Annotated in this window: 19 protein-coding genes and 1 pseudogene; 6 read left to right on the forward strand and 14 right to left on the reverse strand. The window is 65.0% G+C overall.

The annotated features are described in order from the left end of the window. Positions 1–8: 8 nt before the first annotated feature. The 3 genes from VIQ49_RS04515 to VIQ49_RS04525 all read right to left on the reverse strand — a co-directional run bounded on the left by VIQ49_RS04515 (position 9) and on the right by VIQ49_RS04525 (position 3,019). Positions 9–1,031 (reverse strand): phosphotransferase family protein, encoded by a 1,023-nt coding sequence (locus VIQ49_RS04515; RefSeq protein WP_331881291.1) that lies wholly within the window; start codon positions 1,029–1,031, stop codon positions 9–11. Further along, positions 1,028–2,242: an acyl-CoA dehydrogenase family protein gene (locus tag VIQ49_RS04520; RefSeq protein ID WP_331881294.1), complete on the reverse strand. Its 1,215-nt coding sequence runs from the start codon at positions 2,240–2,242 to the stop codon at positions 1,028–1,030. Before VIQ49_RS04520 ends, VIQ49_RS04515 begins: the two co-directional genes overlap by 4 nt. A 117-nt stretch (positions 2,243–2,359) precedes the next feature. Further along, positions 2,360–3,019, reverse strand: coding sequence for a TetR/AcrR family transcriptional regulator (locus VIQ49_RS04525; protein ID WP_331881297.1), 660 nt, complete (start codon positions 3,017–3,019; stop codon positions 2,360–2,362). Between the two features lie 102 nt (positions 3,020–3,121). On the opposite strand from VIQ49_RS04525, the gene VIQ49_RS04530 reads away from it, so the two are divergent. Next, positions 3,122–4,396, forward strand: a complete 1,275-nt coding sequence (locus VIQ49_RS04530; protein ID WP_331881300.1) for an MFS transporter — start codon at positions 3,122–3,124, stop codon at positions 4,394–4,396. On the opposite strand, the gene VIQ49_RS04535 is transcribed toward VIQ49_RS04530, so the two are convergent. Then, on the reverse strand, positions 4,335–4,967 hold the full coding sequence (locus tag VIQ49_RS04535) for a TetR/AcrR family transcriptional regulator (protein ID WP_331881303.1): 633 nt from the start codon (positions 4,965–4,967) through the stop codon (positions 4,335–4,337). The two genes, VIQ49_RS04530 and VIQ49_RS04535, sit on opposite strands and share 62 nt — an antisense overlap. A gap of 109 nt (positions 4,968–5,076) precedes the next feature. Between VIQ49_RS04535 and VIQ49_RS04540 the strand changes: the two genes are divergently transcribed. Next, the gene (locus VIQ49_RS04540; protein ID WP_331881306.1) at positions 5,077–5,958 is read left to right on the forward strand and encodes an oxygenase MpaB family protein; all 882 of its coding nucleotides are present in this window, start codon (positions 5,077–5,079) and stop codon (positions 5,956–5,958) included. A gap of 19 nt (positions 5,959–5,977) precedes the next feature. Here VIQ49_RS04540 and VIQ49_RS04545 read toward each other — a convergent pair whose 3' ends face one another. Both VIQ49_RS04545 and VIQ49_RS04550 read right to left on the reverse strand, forming a co-directional pair. Next, on the reverse strand, positions 5,978–6,679 hold the full coding sequence (locus VIQ49_RS04545; protein WP_331881309.1) for an SDR family oxidoreductase: 702 nt from the start codon (positions 6,677–6,679) through the stop codon (positions 5,978–5,980). 89 nt (positions 6,680–6,768) lie between these two features. Then, positions 6,769–8,085 carry an alpha-hydroxy-acid oxidizing protein gene (locus tag VIQ49_RS04550; protein ID WP_331881312.1) on the reverse strand — a complete coding sequence of 439 codons (1,317 nt, stop codon included), beginning with the start codon at positions 8,083–8,085 and terminating at the stop codon, positions 6,769–6,771. A gap of 78 nt (positions 8,086–8,163) precedes the next feature. Between VIQ49_RS04550 and VIQ49_RS04555 the strand changes: the two genes are divergently transcribed. After that, positions 8,164–9,183, forward strand: coding sequence for an NADP-dependent oxidoreductase (locus VIQ49_RS04555; RefSeq protein WP_331881315.1), 1,020 nt, complete (start codon positions 8,164–8,166; stop codon positions 9,181–9,183). 82 nt (positions 9,184–9,265) lie between these two features. Here VIQ49_RS04555 and VIQ49_RS04560 read toward each other — a convergent pair whose 3' ends face one another. Together VIQ49_RS04560 and VIQ49_RS04565 are read right to left on the reverse strand one after the other, a co-directional pair. Next, positions 9,266–9,796: a siderophore-interacting protein gene (locus VIQ49_RS04560; protein ID WP_331881317.1), complete on the reverse strand. Its 531-nt coding sequence runs from the start codon at positions 9,794–9,796 to the stop codon at positions 9,266–9,268. Positions 9,797–9,929: 133 nt separating this feature from the next. After that, entirely contained in the window at positions 9,930–10,961 is a 1,032-nt protein-coding gene (locus VIQ49_RS04565; protein ID WP_331881319.1) for an ABC transporter substrate-binding protein, read from the reverse strand. Positions 10,962–11,075: 114 nt separating this feature from the next. Between VIQ49_RS04565 and VIQ49_RS04570 the strand changes: the two genes are divergently transcribed. Then, entirely contained in the window at positions 11,076–11,933 is an 858-nt protein-coding gene (locus tag VIQ49_RS04570) for an AraC family transcriptional regulator (protein WP_331881321.1), read from the forward strand. Between the two features lie 41 nt (positions 11,934–11,974). On the opposite strand, the gene VIQ49_RS04575 is transcribed toward VIQ49_RS04570, so the two are convergent. The 3 genes from VIQ49_RS04575 to VIQ49_RS04585 all read right to left on the reverse strand — a co-directional run bounded on the left by VIQ49_RS04575 (position 11,975) and on the right by VIQ49_RS04585 (position 14,239). Further along, on the reverse strand, positions 11,975–13,078 hold the full coding sequence (locus tag VIQ49_RS04575; RefSeq protein ID WP_331881324.1) for an NAD(P)-dependent alcohol dehydrogenase: 1,104 nt from the start codon (positions 13,076–13,078) through the stop codon (positions 11,975–11,977). Beyond that, positions 13,075–13,542 (reverse strand): DUF4334 domain-containing protein, encoded by a 468-nt coding sequence (locus VIQ49_RS04580; protein WP_331881327.1) that lies wholly within the window; start codon positions 13,540–13,542, stop codon positions 13,075–13,077. The genes VIQ49_RS04575 and VIQ49_RS04580 overlap by 4 nt, the downstream gene beginning before the upstream one ends. 73 nt (positions 13,543–13,615) lie before the next feature. Further along, positions 13,616–14,239, reverse strand: a complete 624-nt coding sequence (locus VIQ49_RS04585; RefSeq protein WP_331881339.1) for a LysE/ArgO family amino acid transporter — start codon at positions 14,237–14,239, stop codon at positions 13,616–13,618. A gap of 68 nt (positions 14,240–14,307) precedes the next feature. Between VIQ49_RS04585 and VIQ49_RS04590 the strand changes: the two genes are divergently transcribed. Next, complete coding sequence (locus tag VIQ49_RS04590; RefSeq protein WP_331881330.1) at positions 14,308–15,231, forward strand: LysR family transcriptional regulator ArgP; 924 nt, start codon at positions 14,308–14,310, stop codon at positions 15,229–15,231. Here the strand turns inward: VIQ49_RS04590 and VIQ49_RS04595 are convergent. Together VIQ49_RS04595 and VIQ49_RS04600 are read right to left on the reverse strand one after the other, a co-directional pair. Next, entirely contained in the window at positions 15,169–16,527 is a 1,359-nt protein-coding gene (locus tag VIQ49_RS04595) for an MFS transporter (protein ID WP_331881333.1), read from the reverse strand. The genes VIQ49_RS04590 and VIQ49_RS04595 overlap by 63 nt on opposite strands. A 172-nt stretch (positions 16,528–16,699) precedes the next feature. Further along, positions 16,700–17,791 carry a ferritin-like domain-containing protein gene (locus tag VIQ49_RS04600; RefSeq protein WP_331881335.1) on the reverse strand — a complete coding sequence of 364 codons (1,092 nt, stop codon included), beginning with the start codon at positions 17,789–17,791 and terminating at the stop codon, positions 16,700–16,702. 169 nt (positions 17,792–17,960) lie between these two features. Between VIQ49_RS04600 and VIQ49_RS04605 the strand changes: the two genes are divergently transcribed. Continuing rightward, a complete protein-coding gene (locus VIQ49_RS04605) occupies positions 17,961–18,950 on the forward strand; it encodes an enoyl-CoA hydratase/isomerase family protein (protein WP_414731575.1) in 990 nt (329 codons plus the stop codon). Positions 18,951–18,957: 7 nt separating this feature from the next. Here VIQ49_RS04605 and VIQ49_RS04610 read toward each other — a convergent pair. Beyond that, positions 18,958–20,061 (reverse strand): annotated as a pseudogene (locus tag VIQ49_RS04610) (HNH endonuclease signature motif containing protein); the annotation flags it as partial.

Genomic DNA, 20,061 nt, shown 5'->3' on the forward strand with positions numbered 1-20,061 from the left:
ATGTCCCCTCAGCTCTTGTTCTTGATCGCGCGCAGGCCGGCCGCCATGAATTCCCCCGTTGCGGTGGCCGCATTTTCGGCGGCGGCACCGGACGAGGATCCACTCCGCGCGCGATGTGTGATGCCTTCACCGATCACACCGAGTTTGAAATTGGCGAGCGCCAGGTAGAAGTTCCAGTCCGACAATTCGCGACCGGACACCTTGGCGTAACGCTGCGCGAGGTCATCCGGCGACGGATAGCGGCCGCTGGTCCAGGCGGCTTCCATCCCGAGCACCGCATCGAAAATCGGTGTGCGGTAGGTGCACATCAGCGCGACGTCGGTGAGCGGATCACCCAACGTCGACATCTCCCAGTCAACGACGGCCTTGACCCTGCCCGGATCGTTCGAGTCGAGGATCGTGTTGTCGACCCGGAAGTCACCGTGGACGATCGAGTTGGCCGTCTGTGCGGGAATCGCCTCATTCAGTGCCGCATGCAGGTTGGCCACGTCATCGAGTTCACGGGTCTTGACGTGCTCCCACTGACGGGCCCACGTCTTGACCTGGCGGGCCACAAATCCTTCGGGCCGACCGAATTTGCCCAGACCCACGGTCTGGTAGTCCACCGCATGCAGGTCGGCAAGTGCCTGAACCAGGCCGTCGACGTTGCGTTCCACGTCATCGTCGCTGAGTGCGCTGAGGTCGTCTGCACTGCGTATGACATTGCCGTCGACGAACTCGACCACGGTGAACGGCGCCCCGAGGACGTCGCCCTCTTTGTCGAAGGCCACGGTGCCGGCCACCGGAACCGCGGTGTTCTGGAGCGCGTTGGTGACGGTCCATTCGCGATTCATGTCGTGGGCCGACGGGGTCAGCCCACCGGTCGGCGGGCGGCGAACCACCCAGTGCGAGTTGTCATCATGGGCGGTGAAGGTCAGATTGGATCGCCCACCGCTGATCAGTTCGACAACCAGCTCGCCGCTGACCGCGACACCGTTCTCGATCAGGAATGCGCGGAGCGCGGCAACATCCATCCCGGGCAACGAGGTCATGACACCTTCCCAGCGGCGATGGCCTTCTTGGTCCTGCCGACAGCGCGCTTGGCGATGGCCCAGCGGTGCACCTCGGACGGACCGTCGTAGATCTGGAAGGGCCGGAGCTCACGCTGCAGGCGCGCCAGCGGCAAGTCATCCGAGACACCCATTCCGCCGCACATCTGGATCGACCGATCGACGACGCGCGAGAATGCCTCGGCACCAAATGTTTTGGCGATCGACGTCTCGTCGCCGGCATTTGAACCCTGGTCCAGCGCCCAGCACGCCTGCACCAGCAGCGCGCGCACAGCAGCGAGATCGATCTCGTTGTCCGCGACCATCTGCTGGATCATGCCGAGGTCGCCGAGCTTGCCGCCGAACGCCTCACGCTGCGCGACGTAGTTCAGCGCGACGTCGTGAGCGCGATTGGCGCTGCCCATCCAGCGCATGACGTGAGTCATGCGCGCGGGACCGAGACGGACCTGTGCGTACCGGTAGCCCTCGTCGACCTCGCCGAGGACGTCGTCGTCGGGGACGAACACGTCGCGGAAGGCGACCTCGCAGTGCCCGCCGATCATCGCCTTGTCGATCGTGTTGATGTGCCGTCCGACGGTGATGCCCGGGGTGTCGGCCGGGGCGAGGAACATCGTCGCTCCACCGCGGTCGCCGGGGGCACCTGCCGTGCGCGCCATGATGATGAAGAATCCGGCGCCGTCGGCTCCGGTGATGAACCACTTGTCGCCGTTGATCTTCCAGCCGCCGTCGACCTTGGTGGCCGCGGTCCGCAGGGCGGACGGGTCGGCGCCGGCGCCGGGCGCGGGTTCGGTCATGGCGAATGCCGAACGCTGGTCACCGGCGGCGAGTGGCGCGAGGTACTTCTCTTTCTGCGCGTCACTGGCGATGTGGGCGAGCATGTGCACGTTGCCCTCGTCCGGAGCGCCGATATGCAGTGCGATCGGCCCGAACACCGAGTAGCCGGCTGCCTCGAAGACGGGAGAGCGGTCGGACATGTTGAGTCCGAGTCCGCCGTATTCCACCGGGGCGTGCGGCGCGAAGACCCCGGCCGCACGGGCACGGTCACGCATCTCCAGCCGACGCTCGTCGCCACCCGCGGCGGTGATGTCGCCTGCGAACTCATCCTCGATCGGCAGTACGTAGTCGCGGACGAACTCATTCGTCTTCTTGATGACGTCCTGGACCTGGGGATCGTAGGAAAGCTGAATCGCCATGGGCACCTCCTCGTGCGCGACGTCGACGGCCCGGCCTTCCGGACCGACCGAGCGATCGTTCGGTTGTGGGAACACCGTGCCATGCCGACACCTGAGCGGTCAAGAGGACCCGGCACTTCAGGCCCCGGGCATGACTCCCACCATCTGGCGTGCGATCAGCAGATATCGGGAGACCAACTCGTCGGGACCGAGCTCACCCTGCGGCCGGTACCAGGTCGAGACGCCCACGCACATGGTGGCGACCGCGCGGGCCGCGTCCTTCGGATTGGGGCAGCTGAAGACGCCCGAAGCCACACCGGCTTCGACAATGCCGTCCACCATGCGCTGCTGGCGGTCCCGCAGCGCGATGTACTGGAGACGGAAGTCGGGCTCGAGGCTGCGGGTCTCGGTCGAGCCGACAAACGCCCTCGCCCGCCGGTACATATGGAAGCGAAGCAACGATTCGACGACGGCGTCGAACTGCTCCAGCGGCGCCGGTCCGGCCTGCGCCAGCGCGGCCTCCGACCGCTCGAGGAGGTCGCTCATCGTCCGCTCGAGAAGACCCTGCAGCAGGGACTGCTTGGACGGGTAGTGGTGATAGAGGCCGGGCACACTCAACCCGGCACGCGCGGCGATGTCACGCACCGACGTGCCGTGATAGCCGTGTTCGGCGAACGCCGCGAGCGCGGCCGCGAGTGGAACCGGGAGATCTTCTTCATCCCCGTACAGTCGCCATGCACCGTCGCCCCACACACCGTCATCTCTGACGTGCGACGTCGGTTCGACCCCGGAGTTCATGGATCTCAACCTAGCGTGTCGCCCCCACCGATCGCGTACTCCCCGTGTCGAGTCGCGAATACCCGATTCGCCAACGAACTTTCGATCCGGCAAGCTGACTCCATGCAGGCCGAGCCCACACCCCCACGGCTGAGGCCGGCCGGAATCAGTTCTTCTCTGACCCTCTTGTTCGCACTCACCTGCGGCGTCTCGGTCTCGTCCCTGTATCTCCTGCAACCGGTCCTCGAAGAGATCCGCACGGACTTCGCGGTCAGCACCGCCACGGCGGCACTCGTGGTGACGGCCGCCCAGATCGGCTACGTCGTCGGCTTGTTGCTGTTGGTACCGCTCGGCGACTTGTGGAATCGCAAACTGCTGGCGCCCTGCATGATGGCCGCCTCGGCTGCCTCATTGCTGCTCAGCGCGCTGGCTCCGGGATTCATCGCACTGTTCGCGGCGTCGATCCTGGTCGGGATCAGCGCGGCCACCGCACAGATCGTCATCCCCTGGTCGTCGTCCCTGGCACTGCCCACCGATCGTGGCCGCGTCGTGGGTGTCGTGATGAGTGGCCTGCTGATGGGCATCCTGCTCGCCCGTGTGATCAGCGGCCTGATCGCCGAGTTCGGTGGGTGGCGATCGGTGATGTTCGTCTTCGCCGGACTGATGGCGATCCTGTCGGTTGTGGTGTACTTCCGCGCACCGGCCGACAGCTCCCGGCCACATCAGCCCTACGGACAACTACTGCTGTCGGTGGCCAGGATGGTCCGCACCGAGACGATGCTGCGCCAGCGCATGGCACTGGGCTTCCTCACGATGTTCGGATTCAGCGCGATGTGGACGTCCGCGGCATTCCTGTTGTCCGGCAGCCGCGGTGAGCACTTCGATTACTCCGAGGCGATGATCGGTGCCTTCGGCCTGGCCGGGATCGCGGGCGCTTTGGGCGCGCCATTGATCGGAAAGCTCGCCGACCGTGGCCATCTGCGTCTGGCAACGACATCAGCGTGGCTGGTCACCATAGCCGGCTGGTTACTGCTCGCCTGGCCGGGAACCCCCTTGGCCGCGTTCATCATCGGCCTCGTGGTCTTCGACCTCGGCGCGCAGGCCTCACAGCTGTCGAATCAAACCGCCATCTACTCGCTGGCTCCCGAGGCCCGCAGCCGGGTCACGACCGCCTACATGGTCACGTACTTCACCGGCGCGGTCGCCGGATCGGTGTGCTCGGGACTCGCCTATGCGGGCGGTGGTTGGGGCCTGTTGTGCGTGATCGGGATCGGCGTATCCGTCTTCGGCCTGTTGATCTGGATCGGTTTCGACCGGTGGAACAGCCGCGTGCGGGTCAGTGGTTCTGATCAGCTCGTTTCGGAAGCAGCTCCGACACCGCCCCGTACATCATCTTGACGCACAGATCCACGAGTTCGTCGGTGCTACAGTCGATCCGGCCGTCGATCCAGGCCGACAGGACCTGCCCGAAACCACCGACGTAGAAGTGGGCCGCACCCTGGACCTCGGGCCCTTCGTCTTGCGCACCCGAGTTCTGCATGGTCAGGGCCGCGAACATCAGGATGGTGTCCATCCGCTTGGCGGCCAGCTTGCCGCTCAGGAGGGTCTGCGAGAACAGCACTCGGCCGCGTCGTTGGTCGGCATCGATCCGGTCGACGATGACCCGTACCACCGCGGAGATCTGGTCGCGGGGCGATCGGCCGCCGGCCACCACGGCTTCCTGCGCGGCTGCCGCGATGTCGAAAACCACCTCGTCGTAGGTGGCCGCGACCAGCGCGTCGGCGTCCTCGAAGCTCTCGTAGAAGTATCGGGCCGTCAATCCGGCCTCGCGGCACACCCCGCGCACGCTGATCGGACCCCCGTCGGGCGAACCCAGGATCTCCAGAGCGGCCTGGACCAACGCAGCCCGGCGCCGTTTGACCCGGTCTGCTCCGTTCTCGCCACCGTACGGGCGCAATGGGTCAGCCATTCGTTCATCTTCTCACTTCAGGTTCGCCGCGATTGACAATCGGCCCACAGCTCGCTTGAATCTATTCGACAACGCACGTAGTCACAATGCGACTTCTGGAAGGCAGACAATGACGTCTGGAATGATCGACGGCACCAGCGCACGCGCCGTGGAGCCACTGACACCGACCTGGACCAGGGACGAAGCCGACAGCGCGTCCGGAGATCTCCTCGAGATGCCCGGCATCTCGGCTCTCGCCGGTGCGGCGAACGTGATCATGCAACTGTCGCTTCCGGCGGTCGGATACGGCGTCGCCGAGAGCACGGTCGACTCCGGCAATCTGTTCAAGCACCCGATCAAGCGGGGCCGCACCACGCTGGCGTATCTGGCGGTCGCGGTCAACGGCACACCAGCCGACCGCAAGGCCTACCGCAAGGCCGTCGGCCACTCCCACGCCCAGGTCAAGTCCACCGATTCCAGCCCGGTCAAATACAGCGCCTTCGACCCGGCCCTTCAACTGTGGGTCGCCGCCTGCCTCTACAAGGGCTGGGAAGACATGCAGCACCTCTACGGCGATCCCGCAGCGGTCACCGAGGAGGCCTACCAGCAGGGCGCACTCATGGGCACCACGCTGCAGATGCCGCGTGACATGTGGCCGGCCACGCGCGCCGACTTCCAGGAGTACTGGGACAGGACGGTGGCCGGACTCGTCATCGACGACACGATCCGCGAACTGCTGCTGTCCATCTCCAGGTTCGAGTTCCTGCCACGACCACTGTCCACCGTGATCGGCGGATTCGGCCTGTTCCTCACGACCGGATTCCTGCCGCCGGAGTTCCGAGACAAGATGGGCCTGGAGTGGTCCGGCCGGGACCAGCGGATGTTCGACGCCCACAACCGCGTCGCCCGGGCCGTAGCCGTTCGGCTCCCGAAGCCGTTGCGCGCCTTCCCGTTCAACCTCTACCTCTGGGACGTCCGGCGCCGCATCAAGGCCGGGAAACGACTGACCTGACCCCGACGGCCCGACCGCCCTATCCGGCGACTTGTGGGTAGAGCGCCTCGATCGGCCCGGCCAGGCCCGCCTTGACGGCGACACTCACGTCGTCGGCGAGCACCTCGGTCGCACCGGACCCGAGGCCGGCGTACGCATCACGGACCACGTCCGCGGGATCGTTCTTCTCGGCGTCCACAGCAGCCACCATCGGCGTGTCGGTGTAGCCCAGGTGCAAACCCGTCACCTGCGTACCCTGCGACGCCAGTTCCAGTCGCAGCACGTTGGTTGTCATCCACAGCGCCGCCTTCGACACGCTGTACGACCCACCGATCGCCAGCCAGCTCAACACCGAGTGCACGTTCAGCACTGCGCCCCCACCGCGGGCGGCGAGTACCGGAGCGAATGCCTTGGTCACCAGTAGCGGCCCGTAGACGTTCGTGTCCATAAGGCTCCGGATGCCGGAGATCGGCTGGTCGAGAAGCTTTCCGGGGAGCAGGGTCCCGGCGTTGTTGATCACGACATCCACGTCGGGCGCCTGCCGCACCGCCGCCGCGATCGACTCTTCGTCCGTGACGTCCAGGCGTAGTGGCACGATCCGTTCGTCGCCCCACTCCCGCGGATTCCGTGCTGCCGCGTAGACCTTGCTCGCTCCGAGCGCCAGAGCCTGATTGACGAACTCGGTTCCCAGTCCGCCGTTTGCGCCGGTGACCAGTACCGTCGCGTGCTTCAGCTCGACCATGTCGTTTCTCCCATCGCGGTCGGGTGTCGACCGTCTCCTTGGGGAACCGTACCTTCCTGACTATTGTTCCCAAAAGTCAGATGTCGGGGTCAGACAATTCGCTTCAGCGATGCGGGCGTCAGGTCGGCGGTGTTCGTATGACCCGACAATCCCAGCGTCAGATCCAACTCGGCGATGATGTTGGCCACCACGTCGCGGGCACCCTCGGCTCCCGCCAACGCCAGCCCGTACATGTGCGGGCGACCGACGCACACCGCATCAGCACCCAGCGCAAGCGCCTTGAAGGCGTCGGCACCACCGCGAATTCCCGAGTCGAGCAATACTTTTGCGCGTCCCTGGACGGCGGCGACCACATCCACAAGTGCGTCCACGGATCCGATCGCACCGTCGACCTGCCGGCCACCGTGGTTGGATACCAGGATCCCGTCGATACCCAGATCAACCGCCTGCAGGGCATCGTCGGGATGCAGGATGCCTTTGAGCACGATCGGCAACGACGTGCGCTCACGCAGTCCGGCGATGTCGGACCAGTTGAGCGACGGACGCGAGTAGATCTCCAGGAACGTCTGGACCGATTCCCGCGGAACCGGCGAAAGTAGGTTGCGCACAGCGCTACCCGGGGTGTTGCGCGCCATCGACACCAGCGACTTGATGGCACCGACCGTGACCTGCGGACGCTCCCGGGGGAGCGCCGCCGCGATCCGTTCACGGACGATGTCGACAAACCGCGGATCCGATGTGTACTGATCGATACCCAGGCCCTGCGCGAAAGGGAGCGAGCCCAGATTGAGATCCTGGGGACGCCAGCCGAGCATCGTGGTGTCGAGAGTGACGACTATGGCTGCGGCCCCAGACCTTTCGGCCCGCGCAAGAAAGCTGTCGACCAGATCTTCATCGGTCGACCAATACAGCTGATACCAGCGCGACGCACCGGGTGCGACGTCATCCATCGCGGCCGCGGTCTGCTCCATCGGCACACTTCCCTGACTGGAGAAGATGTACGGGACCCCGAGCTCGGCGGCAGCCCGGCCGATGTGGATGTCGGCACGCGGGAACGCCAACGCGCCGGCACCGACTGGTGAGAACAGGATCGGCGCCGCCAGCTGCTGCCCGAAGAGTTCGGTGGTCAATGTCCGCTTCGAGACATCACGCAGCATCCGGGGCACGATCGCCCACCGGTCGAAGGCCCGGCGGTTGGCCGACATGGTGCCGCCGTCACCGGCTCCCCCGGCCACATACGCCCATGCCTTCGGCGACATCTTCCTCTTGGCTGCCCGCTCCAACGCCTCAAAGTTGGTCGGCACCTTCGGTTTTCGACCGAACACACCGTCGGAATAGATGGTGTTCTGACGGGCGCGGCCCGCCGGATCAGCCCCGCCGGCAACATCTGAAGCGTCACTGCTCATCGGTCCACCGTAGTGATACCGAGGTATCTGGACAATGGCTGGTGGACAATCGCTGATGGAACTCAGCTGAGGAGAAACATGACAAACGGAACCCGTATCGTCCTGGCAGCACGTCCGCAGGGCGAACCGAAAGACTCCGACTTCCGATTCGAAGAAGTACCACTGCGTGCACCGGATGACGGTGAGGTGTCACTGCAGACGCTCTACCTGTCGCTGGATCCGTATATGCGCGGCCGGATGAGCGCCGCGAAATCCTATGCCCCGCCAGTCGAAATCGGTGACCCCATGGTCGGGGCCACGGTGTCCCGCGTGATCGAATCCACCGTCGACCACTTTTCACCGGGAGACATCGTGCTGGGTTACGGTGGCTGGCAAACACATTCGGTGGAACCGGCCAAACAGTTGCGCCTCCTCGACCCGACCGTGAATCCACCCTCGACGGCGTTGGGTGTGCTCGGCATGCCCGGATTCACCGCATACTCAGGGCTACTGACCATCGGTGACCCGAAACCCGGTGAAACCGTGGTGGTGGCAGCCGCGGCGGGCCCTGTCGGATCGGCCGTCGGTCAGATCGCAAAGATCAAGGGCGCCCGCGCCGTTGGTGTCGCCGGCGGTCCGGAGAAGGTCGCATACCTTGTCGACGAACTCGGGTTCGACGCCGCGATCGACCACCGTGCCGACAACTTTGCCGAGCAACTGGCCGCAGCCACCCCGGACGGTATCGACGTGTACTTCGAGAACGTCGGCGGAGCCGTCTTCGACGAGGTTTTCAAACGGATGAACACCTACGGCCGGATCCCGGTCTGCGGACTCGTCGCCAATTACAACCTGACGGCACTGCCGGAGGGTCCGGACCGGTCCGGACAGTTGATGGGCAACATCCTGACCAGGAGCCTCACCGTCCGGGGCTTCATCCAGACCGAGTTCGCCGCGGAGCAGACCCCGCGGTTCCTCGAGGAGGCATCCGGTTGGGTGGCCGACGGTTCCCTGAAATACCGCGAAGACGTCACCGACGGACTGGAGAACACACTCGACGCGTTCCGCGGACTACTGAAGGGCCGCAACTTCGGCAAAGCCCTGGTCCGCGTCGCCGACTGACCTGCCCCCGGCCCCCGATCTTGGTGGGTTTTGGCGAGCAAAACCCCAGGTCAGCGTCACCAGAACCCACCAAGATCGGGGGCTAGAGGTCGCCGGCGATGCCCGCAACAAAGAGGAACACCCGGCCGGACGGCAGATCCAGCGCATTGACCGTGTCGGCCAGCAATGACGCATCGGCCGGACGGATCAGCCACTGGATCCGGACGCCGTTTCGGGGCGGGAGCGGATACTGCTGGTGCTGGGCATCGGTCACTTCGGCAACCACATCAGCGGAGACGTCCCGCGGCGACTCGTCGAGCCACCTCGCCAGGGCCGGCAAAGCCGTGGCGTCGACCGCGAACACATAGTGGTCGTACGTCTGGGAAAAGGACTTCGCGCCGGGCGGACCGGCGACCACCACGGCTTCACCGAGCTCGACCCGCTCCGCCCAGTCCGACGCCAAACCACCTTCGTGGACAACAAAATCCAGGTCCAGTTCGAGTGCATGCGGGTCGTAGCGCCGAATCGTGTAGGTCCGGGTCGGCGGCGACGGCCGCGGCCAGTCCAGTTCCAACTCGGCGTTCGGGACCGGCGCCCGCAGCGTTCCGTCGGCGTCCGGGAAGACCAGTTTCACGTGATCGTCGACACCATCGCCCGGGCCTTGACCGTGGCGTTCCGAACGCAGATCGGGTACCCGATGCGGATTGGACCGTCCTGCGAACGATGGTGCGCTGCAACACGACCCGCCGGGTCGTCACGGCTGATCCTCACGACGCGGTAGGTGCCGCCGACGGTGCGGGTTCCAGTAGCGGAGCCAGCGAAGCGTCGATGGCGTCGAGTGCCAACATTGCCGAGTCATAGGTGGCGGCCTCGGTGTATTGCAGGCCGTAGACCTTGCCGGCCTGGGCCGCGGGCAGATTCTTGAAGAGCTCGGAGTCGAGAACGTACTGGACCTCGGAATCGGTCTGCCCATCGACGCCGACGGTGTAGGTGATCACATCGGCCTCGGCGAAGCTGGACCCGATCTCCTCGACCGACGGGTACTCCGACACGTCCCCCGAACCGCCCTTCTTCTCCTTGACCTCGCCGTAGTAGGTCACGCCGATGTCCTGCGCGATGTTGGTGCCCCAGGATCCTGCGAACTCGCGCATGAAGTTGCCGGCGGTGAAGTCGCCGTAGCCTCCGACGTGGCCGAACTGCAGTGAGCCGAGCACCCCTGCATATTTGTCCTTCAGTGCAGCGGCTTTCTCCTCGTACGCCTGCCTACTCGCCTCGTACGTGTCGGTCCTGCCTGCAGCGTCCATCTGCCGGCGGGTCAGCTCACGCCAAGCCGACGGTACGGTCGGACCGATGGCCACCACCGGTGCGATCGCGCAGAGCTGTTCCATGTCGACATCGCTGAGCACCGGCGCCGGTACGCCGATGACGATGAGGTCGGGGCGTACGTTGGCGATCGCCTCGTAGTTCGTCGAAACGGCGGTCTCACCGGCAATCTTCTCGATGCCCTCATACGTGGCAAGATCCTCGTCCGACATCAGGTCGAGCCCGCGCTCCCACGTCGAGATCCCGACCAGCGATGCATCGGCCTCGATCAGGGCCGGCACCGCGTAGCCGGTGGCAACCACGCGCTGCGGGTCCACCGGAATGGTGATCTCGCCGTTGTCGGCAGAAAAGACCCTGGTCTCCGCATCGCTCGACGGGCCGGATTCGTCGTCACTGCCGCAGGCTGCGGCAACGAGGACCAGGCCGGCCGAGATCGCGACCGCACCCAGGCGCTGCCAATTCTTACGAGCGGACATCTGCACTTCCTTCATCTTCACGAGAATCGCGATGCGCACCCCACGGCCGCACCCGAACACCAGCTGAGGTTAGCCTTACATCGGTATCCCACGGCTTCTTTGAGAGGACACTTCGTGACGCTCGGAGGACAGTTCGATCGCTCCCCGGCTCCCGGCGTTTTCGGGGCCGCCGCCGACCCGCTGTGGGTTGAGGAATACGGATACGGATTGGGTCCACCCACCGGGATACGCATCCTGAAGTACGCGTCGGCAGGCGCATTGGAGATCGCTCGATCACGCAGCGACTTCGTCCATCAGCTGTACTGGACTCCCGACGGCATGTTGTCGGTCCGGCACGCCAACCGATCCGAGTTCATCGGCAACAGAGAAGCGCTGTGGGTGCGTCGCGGCGTCACACATGAGGTTTTCGCCGCCCGCAAGCAGCTCGTCTACCGCGTCTGCCTGAGGGAAGTGCCGGAGAACCTTCAGCAGCTGCGGGTGGCCGCGGTATCAGCGGATCGCCAGGCCCGTCACCTGATCGAGAAGATCGCCCGACCCGGTCATGAAGAGGACGAGGCATTGGCCGCACGGCTGCTGATCATGGCCGGACTCGGCGATACCCATCGTGACCTGGTGGGCCGCGATCCGATCGGTACGCCGGTGAGCCGCAGTTCAGGTTTCGCCGACACCATTGCCAGCACGCTGTTGCACGATCCGGCCGATCAGACCCGGCTCGACGAATGGGCCGCCCGGTTGCACACCAGCACAAAAACCCTGCAGCGCGATTTCGTCCGGGAGTTCGGCACACCATTTTCTCAGTGGCGCACCAAGATTCGGCTGGAGGCAGCGGTGGTGTTGCTTGAGTCGAAGTCGGTGACCGAGGTTGCCCATCTGGTTGGCTACGCGAGTGTGCCCGCGTTTGTGTCCGCCTTCTCCCGCGAGTACGGACGGACACCGGGGCGGTATGTCACGCGGATGACCAACACAGCCTGACCCGCGTCTCGAACACCTGGGTCGCGAACACCGGGCTACGGTCAGTGCGGCATCGTCAACACCGGTTTGACGGCCGACCCCGTGCGCGCTGCATCCCACGCGGTGCCGAAGTCATCAAATGCGTAAGTGGTGACCAGCTTCTCGAGCGGAAGATCACCTCGGGCGTGGTGGCCGATGAGTTCGGGGATGAACTGCTGCGGGACGCTGTCGCCTTCGACCACACCTCGAATCCGCAGACCCTTGCCCATGATCAGCCCGACCGGCAGGTCTGCTGTGGGGGCACCGAGCCCTACGATCCCGAGCTGCCCCCGCGGCCGCAACGCCACGAGCACATCAGACAACACCGAAGGCACAGCGGTGGTGTCCAGGGCGTGATCGGCACCGCCCCCGGTGATCTCGATGAGTTCGGCAACCACGTCCGACCCCGCCGGATCCAGCACATGGGTAGCACCGAGTTCGGTTGCCAGAGATCTTCTTTCCGCCTTCGGGTCCACTGCCACGATCACACCGCAGTTCGCGATCCGGGCACCCATCACGGCCGAGAGACCGACGGCGCCGGCACCGAACACCACCAACGATTGACCGAGGTCCGGCGCCAGTGCGTTCAGAACCGCACCGACTCCGGTCTGCACACTGCACCCCAGCGGGGCGGCATGCGCGGCGTCGATCTCACCATCGATCGGAATCGTGTTGCGCTGGTGAGCAAGTGCGAAGGTCGAGAAACTCGACTGCCCGAAGAAATCACCGACGATCGTCCCGCCGGGATGACGCAGCGCATCACCGCCACTGCCGCGCATGTTCAGTGCGGTCGACCGCACACAATACGCCGGCACCCCTGATGCGCAGCTGGAGCAATCACCACAGCTGTTGAACGTCAACACAACCCGGGCGCCGACCGCGAGTGCGCTGTGCGGGCCGGCCGCCTCGATCACACCCGTGCCCTCGTGGCCGAACACCATCGGCAGGCGTTTGCCGGGCCAGCGCGCCGCGAGGGAGACATCGGTGTGGCAGATCCCCACCGCGTCGATCCGGACCAGCACCTGGGCACCGACCGGTTCCCGGATCTCGATGTCCTGTAGTCGCGGCGCCCCACCTACCTCGGTGAGGACCGCCGCCACCGCGGATCTCCCAGGTTCGGCTGTCACTCGCGGACGAGGTAGAAGTAGAAGTGCCGATCGCGCACGAGACTGGTTTTGCCGTTCATGATGCCCATGACGTGGGTGTCGTCGACCTTCTTGAAGTGGTCGATCACGGGCTGGCCGTCGTAGACCATCGACGCCGTGGTCTCGCCGCGGAACTCCACGGCCCACAAGCTCGCTTCCCCCTTGCCGAGATCCTTGTTCGAGTACAGTTCACCGTTCTCGTCGCGGCAGACCAGCGGCTTCACGTCGTGGTAGCTGTCGAAGGTCTTGCCGTGCCAGTTGACCAACTCGAGTTGGCCGTCCATGGCGTGGCCACTGGGCAGTTCACCACCCGACCAGGCACCCAGCATGAAGTCTCGACCGATCGGTGTGAGTCCTGCCCACAGCTCGTCGAGCAGTGCGGGCTCGCTGACCGCCTGACTCTCCTTGAGTTCGAAGAACGTGGCAACCGCTTTGTCGTTGTTCATATCCACCTCACTACCGGACAGGGGGTTTGACAACGACAGTAGTCAGAAAATGGTCGGTCGCGAAACGCCCTGTTCACAACGCCACACTCAGGATCAGCCCGATTCCCAGCAGTCCCATCACCACCGCGACCACGACATCGAGTAACTGCCAGGCCCGCGGCCTGGCGAACAATGGCGCCAGGCGGGACGACCCGAAGCCCAGCCCCGCGAACCAGAGCAGCGAAGCCACGCACGCTCCCGCGGCGAACACCCATTTGCTGGTCGGGCCGTGACTGTTCGCGATGGCACCCAACGTGACCACGGTGTCGAGGTAGACGTGCGGATTGAGCCAGGTCAGCGCGATCGCGGTGCCCACCGCGGCCCAGCGCCCCACGGCGGTGGGCCCGCCGGAGACCTCCATCGCATCGGGATTCATCACCCGGCGTACGGCCATCGCCGCCAGAACCAGCAGATAGCTGCCGCCGGCCACCGTTGCGACATCCACCACTTGTGGATACGCCGCGACCACGGCTCCCAGACCGGCCACACCGGCGAGGATCAACACGACATCCGACACGGTGCAGATCGCGACCACTGGCATCACGTGCTCGCGCCGGATTCCCTGACGCAGCACAAAGACGTTCTGCGCGCCGATGGCGATGATCAGACCGGCGCCGGTCAACAGGCCCGCCACTGCGGGTACAACAAAGCTCACCAGGCAAAGCTAAGATGTCGACCTGCATCAATCCAGCAAATGTTTTTCAAGAACCATTAGAATGATTCATGATGGACATCAGCAGCGAGGGACTTCAGACACTGGCCGCGGTCATCCGGGAGGGAACATTCGACGGAGCTGCGGTCACGCTGCACCTGACCCCTTCCGCGGTGAGCCAGCGAATGAAGGCACTGGAGAAGGCAGTCGGTGTGGTCCTGGTGCAACGCACCAAACCGGTCCGGGCCACACCGGACGGTGAGATCCTGTTGCGGCTGGCCGCCCAGTGGGATCTGCTCAGGCTGGAGGCCGCAGCCGACCTGGCCGGAAAGCCCGAAGCGGGCCCGACCACGGGTGACCAGCGCGACTGGCGCGACCTTCCACGAATCCATCTACCCATCGCGGCCAATGCGGACTCGATCTCGATCTGGCTGCTACCTGTGGTTGCCGAGATCCAGCGGCTCCATCCGGTCGCCGTGGAGGTACTGCGGGACGACGAGAGCCACTCGACCGGGTTCCTGCGGGCCGGACAAGCGGTCGGCGCGATCACATCTGATCCACGCCCCGTCCGTGGATGCACGGTGCTGCCGCTGGGCTCGATGCGTTACCTGCCCGTCGCCAGTACCGATTTCATCAAAACCTGGCTACCGAACGGACTGCGGGCCGCCGACCTCGCCCGGGCTCCGATGGTCTCCTTCGACCGCAAGGACACCATTCAGCTCGACCTGCTGAACCGACTCACACGACAACACGTCGACCCGCCGGTGACCTATGTGCCGGCGTCGGTCGAGTACCACCGCGCCGTCGAGCTGGGCGCGGGCTGGGGTGCGGTGCCCGCCACCCAGATCGAACCCGCACTTGCCGCCGGCAGGGTGAAGAAGCTCGGCACCCAACACGTCGACATCACATTGTTCTGGCAGTACTGGAAACTGGGGTCACCGATCGTCAACGACCTCACCGATCTCATCCGGGACAGTGCCCAGCAATTCCTTGTCTGAACCGACCGACACGAGCTCCTCGACACTCGGGGCGTCACGCAGCGGATGTGCGAGCTCGTCGTCGCGAAGCCGGAATGCAAAGAATGCGATCGCGGCCAGCGGGACGGGAACGAGACCGGCGATGACAAAGGTAGCCGTGAGCCCGATCAACTCACTGACCGGCGCTGCGATCGCCATCGACACCGGCATCAACGCAATCGATACGAAGAAGTCGAGGCTCGAGATCCGGCCGAGCATATGCGGCGGCACCCGACGCTGTAACAGCGTGCCCCACAAGACCATCGGACCGTCGAATGCCATCCCCAGGACAAAGGCGGCGACAACGACCACCCAGAGTTCGGTGGCGAGCCCGATTGCCACCAACGGCACCGAACACAGACCCCAGATCACAAACATCACCGACAGATAGCGCCGGGGCATCGGCATCGAGGCAAGCACGATCGCACCGAATCCTGCTCCGAAACCGAAGGCCGCCAACACAATCGCATGGTCCCCGGCATCTCCGCCGAGGCGATCCTTGATGGCGAACGGTATCAGCACCTCGATCGGCCCCATCACCATCAACACCAGGATCAGCGCATACAGCAGCGTGGCAAGCAGCCAGGGTGTGCGCCACATGTAGGCGAATCCCTCTGCGATGTCTTTGACGGCGCCCCGCACCAGTTCCGTGCCCGCACGTGCATCCTGCCGTGTCGGGGTCGGGCGCATCAGCAGGTAGAAACTGCCCGACAACGCAGAGGCCACCGCCGAACCGACGATCGCAAGACCCGGCGACGAGATGGCGATCAACCCACCCGCGACAGCCGGCCCGGCGGCCTGAAAGATGGTGGGCCGCAATGCGCCTTCGATACCGTTGGCGGCCATCAGTTCGTCCCGCGGGACCAGGGACGGAATCATCGCCGAGTACGTCGGGTAGTAGATACCGGTGGTGACGCCGCCGATCAACGACACCAGCACCAGGTGCCACAGGTCGAGGGACCCCGTGATGGCGAGCACCCCGACCCCGCCGATCGCGACGAGTTTCACGGCCTCCAGCGCGATGAGAATCGTTCGCTGCGACATCCGATCGGCCAACACGCCACCGAGCAACGTCGACGCCACCATTCCGATGGCGGCAACCGCGGTGACCAGCGACAACTGTCCGGGACCACCACCCATCGCGATGACCTGCCAGACAACTCCGACCGTCCAGATGCCGTCGGCGAACATCGCCAGCACCAGGCCGGCGCACAACAGGCGATACTGCCGATGCGCAAAGGGCCGTAGTGCTCGTGGCAAGCCGGATGAAGCGGTCATCAGCCAACTGTGCCCGATGGACCATCGCTTTCACCAGCGATTTTGCGGGCCCCACCACACGAACTCACGAACTCACGAACTCACGAACTCACGAACTCACCGACACGCGAACTCGCCGCCACCGGATCACGGTGACGGCGAGGCAGGTACTGCGTTGGGGGTGCCGGTCAGATCAGTTCGAACCGACGATCTCCTGCGCGATGGCAGCGAGCTGGGTCTGGGCGGCGGACACAACGCCCTGTCGATCCTTGTGCGCCTCTTCGTACGCGATCACCGTGCGGATGTCGGCGGGAGCGGCGAGTTCCTTGATCTCCGCAACCGCGGCGCTGACGTTCAGGGAGTCGTAGCCGGCGATCGGCAAGTCCTCAGGATCGACCACTCCGATTGCGTCACGAACCGCATGTACCGCGTCCGCGGCACCGGTCGCCCCTTGGGCCCGCACGGTGTCCTCAGCGGCATCGAGCGCCGCGTCCCGTGTGGCCTTCGCGGTCTTGCGCGCGGTCTTCCCGATGTCGGAGGCACGCCCGGCGACAGCCTCGCCGGCCTCGGTGACCTGCTTGACGGCCGCATCACTCGTCGCGGTCAATCGGTCGACGGCGTCGTGGCCGGCATCGGTGGCCAGCTTGTATGCCGCGCCGCCGGCTTCCTGTGTCTTGTCGACGAATCCGCCGAACCTGGTGGGAGCGCTGCGGAGGACGTCGACAACACGTTCGGCGCCGCGTGCGGTCAGGGTCATCGGAATGCCGGCAACCCGCAGCACCGTGCCGCTCGCGGCCTGCAGCGGACTACGACGCAGAGCCACGGGTCCGCCGATGGCCTCCTCGGCCAGCACCGTGGTGATCCACTTGACCGTCGCCTCGTGGGCCACGATCAACCGGTCGGCGAGCTCAACGATGTCGGGCTCGCCCTCGGACGTCGCCAGAGCCTTCAGGTACTTGGCGCGATCGAGTAGCTGGTGCTCGAGCGCCAGATCCCCGAGCAGTGCCTCGTCGAAGGGCTGGACCTGTTCGGCCAGGGCCTTGGCCGTCGCCGCGAATCGCCCAAGGATCGGACGCAACAGATCTGGGAGGCCGCCGAGTTCACGGATCGCCTTCTCGATCGCCACGGCGCGGATTCGGCCGTTGGCGGCGTTTTCAGAAAGTTCTCGCCGTACCGCCTCGGTTCGCGCCTGCGCGGTGCGAGTCTGGGCGGTCTGGATCTCGGTATTCGTCAGGGTCAGCAGGATGCGCAACTGATTGCGCAGAGTGCTCGTGGAAGTGCTCATATCAGTCTCCTCTGCATTGATTTGTCGGGTCGATATGGAGCGTCCTGAAGGAGTCGTACCCGCGACCTCATCCGGTAAACGGCACAGATGAGGTACGTCACAACGCTTGGCGATTACCCCAGTACGGTGAGTCTGAAACCGGGTGACGTGTCCGGGCAAAGGAGCTGGCGTGTCAGAGCTACCCGGGGGTCCGGCCGAGCAGGCCCTGACACTTGTCGACCTCGCCGACGCGGGCGCCGTGCGCTTCGATACGCCGATACCCGGGTGCCTGATCGCCGTCGACTCGAACGGCGGCCCCCTTTCCGATGAGGCCGAGCGGATCGTCGGCCGAGCCACCTTTGCTCTCACGCAGGCGCCTGCCCGCGATCGCCGGTTCATCACAGTCGATTCGATTCCCGACGCCGTCGATGAACTCAGGCAGCGCGTGGCCGACCGACCCGTATCCGCAGCGATCTGCGACGACGTGCTGCGCGCCGGCGACTCGAACACCGACACCTTCGGCGGGCTGATGACCGAATCATTGGCGTACTCGACGCTGCAGGCCGGCCGTGAGTTCCGCAACTGGCTCGCCGAACAGGGACCACGCCGCCTGGCCGATCCACCGCAGCCCGTGATCCTCGAACGCAACGGTGGCGTGGTTGTCATCACGCTCAATCAGCCGAAGCGCCACAACGCGTTCAGCAACACCCTGCGGGCCGGACTCATCGACGGCCTCACCATTGCCCTGCACGATCCGTCGGTGACCGGAGTGGAGTTTCGGGGTAACGGCAAATCATTTTGCAGCGGAGGCGATCTCACCGAGTTCGGCACCTTCCACGATCCGGCGGCGTCCCATCTGGCACGGACACGCTACAGCCCGGCGCTACTTCTCAACGCCGTGCACGATCGGCTCGGGGAGAACCTCAAGGCCTTCACACACGGCGCCACCATGGGTAGCGGGCTGGAGATGGCAGCTGCCTGCGGGCACGTGACCGCACACCCCGACACCGTCTTCGGGCTGCCGGAACTGACACTCGGGCTGATTCCCGGCGCCGGCGGTACGGTCAGCATTCCCCGACGCATCGGCCGCTGGCGAACCGCCTACCTCGTACTGAGCGGCAAGACCATCGACGCCACAACAGCTTTGGGCTGGGGACTGATCGACGAGATCAGTTCCTGATCAGCTCCTAGTACGTCGGTGGCGGGGTACTTCCCTCTCGCTCTTCCCGCAATCGACGGTTGGTGATTCGTTCATGTTGGCGGCGTGCATGTTTCGCGGCGATGCGCGATTGCTTCCGGGGTTTGCATTCTGGGCCCCGAGTTGATGGACGTCCGTTCGGTGAACCGCGTTGATTGTCGAAGACGATCAGCCTCAAGGTCGGAAACAGATCATCACCGGTCCAGGCCGGTCCGTCGTAGCTTTTGCCTTCCGGCGTGGTGAATACAAGTCGGGTTCGTCCGGTCCGTGGTTCGGTGTATTGGTCGTCGAGCCAGTCGCTGTAAGTCTTCACCAGATGATGAAAACGGCAGAGCGTCTTCATCTCTGACGAATGCGTACGCCCACCGGCAGCAGGGTCCTCGTGGTTGTACTCGCAAGTGTGATCGAGATCAGCACCCCAGGCCTTCTTCTCACACCCCGGCCACATGCAATAGCAATCCCGGATCCGGATGTAGCTGTCGAGGATCACCGACGGACGGTACTGGTCACCGGGTTGGGTCGCAGGCAGCGGAACCACTTCTGGGAACGGTGCATCGGTTGTTGTTGCCGTGTCCGCGAATTCACCGATCGGCGGATTCTCCGGCGCACGCATGTACACGGTGCCCTTGCCACGAGGCTTGGCCTCCGGCTCTGGGCCGGGGTCGACCTGCGCAGGTCCTTCCTGTTCGAGTTCTGCGCGTTCAGGTTCCGCCTGGGCGGGTTCGGTTCGTTCAGGCTCTGACTGTTCGGGTTCAGGTTCAGTGTGCTCAGCCGCAGGCGCTACCGGTTCTGGGTGTGGTTGTGCTGGTGCGGGTTCCGCTGGTGCGATCTTGTTGCCCAACGGTCGCTGGACGGTTTCCGCACGAGCTGCGATATCGCGAGCATGAGCCGCGGAGATGACACCATGGCCGTCGATGAAGCCCGGGTTGTCAGCTGTCCCATCGAGCGTCGCCTGATCGGTGATCACATGCAGAACGATCTTCACATCCACACCCGAGATCACCTGCCCCGCGGGAACGGTGACGATGTCGGCGGTGCACGGATGTTTCGGGTCATTCGAGCACTGGCAGGCGAACTCACGGCCCATCACCGT

It is taken from the genome of Williamsia sp. (assembly GCF_036566845.1).
In the GTDB taxonomy this organism is placed as follows: domain Bacteria; phylum Actinomycetota; class Actinomycetes; order Mycobacteriales; family Mycobacteriaceae; genus Williamsia.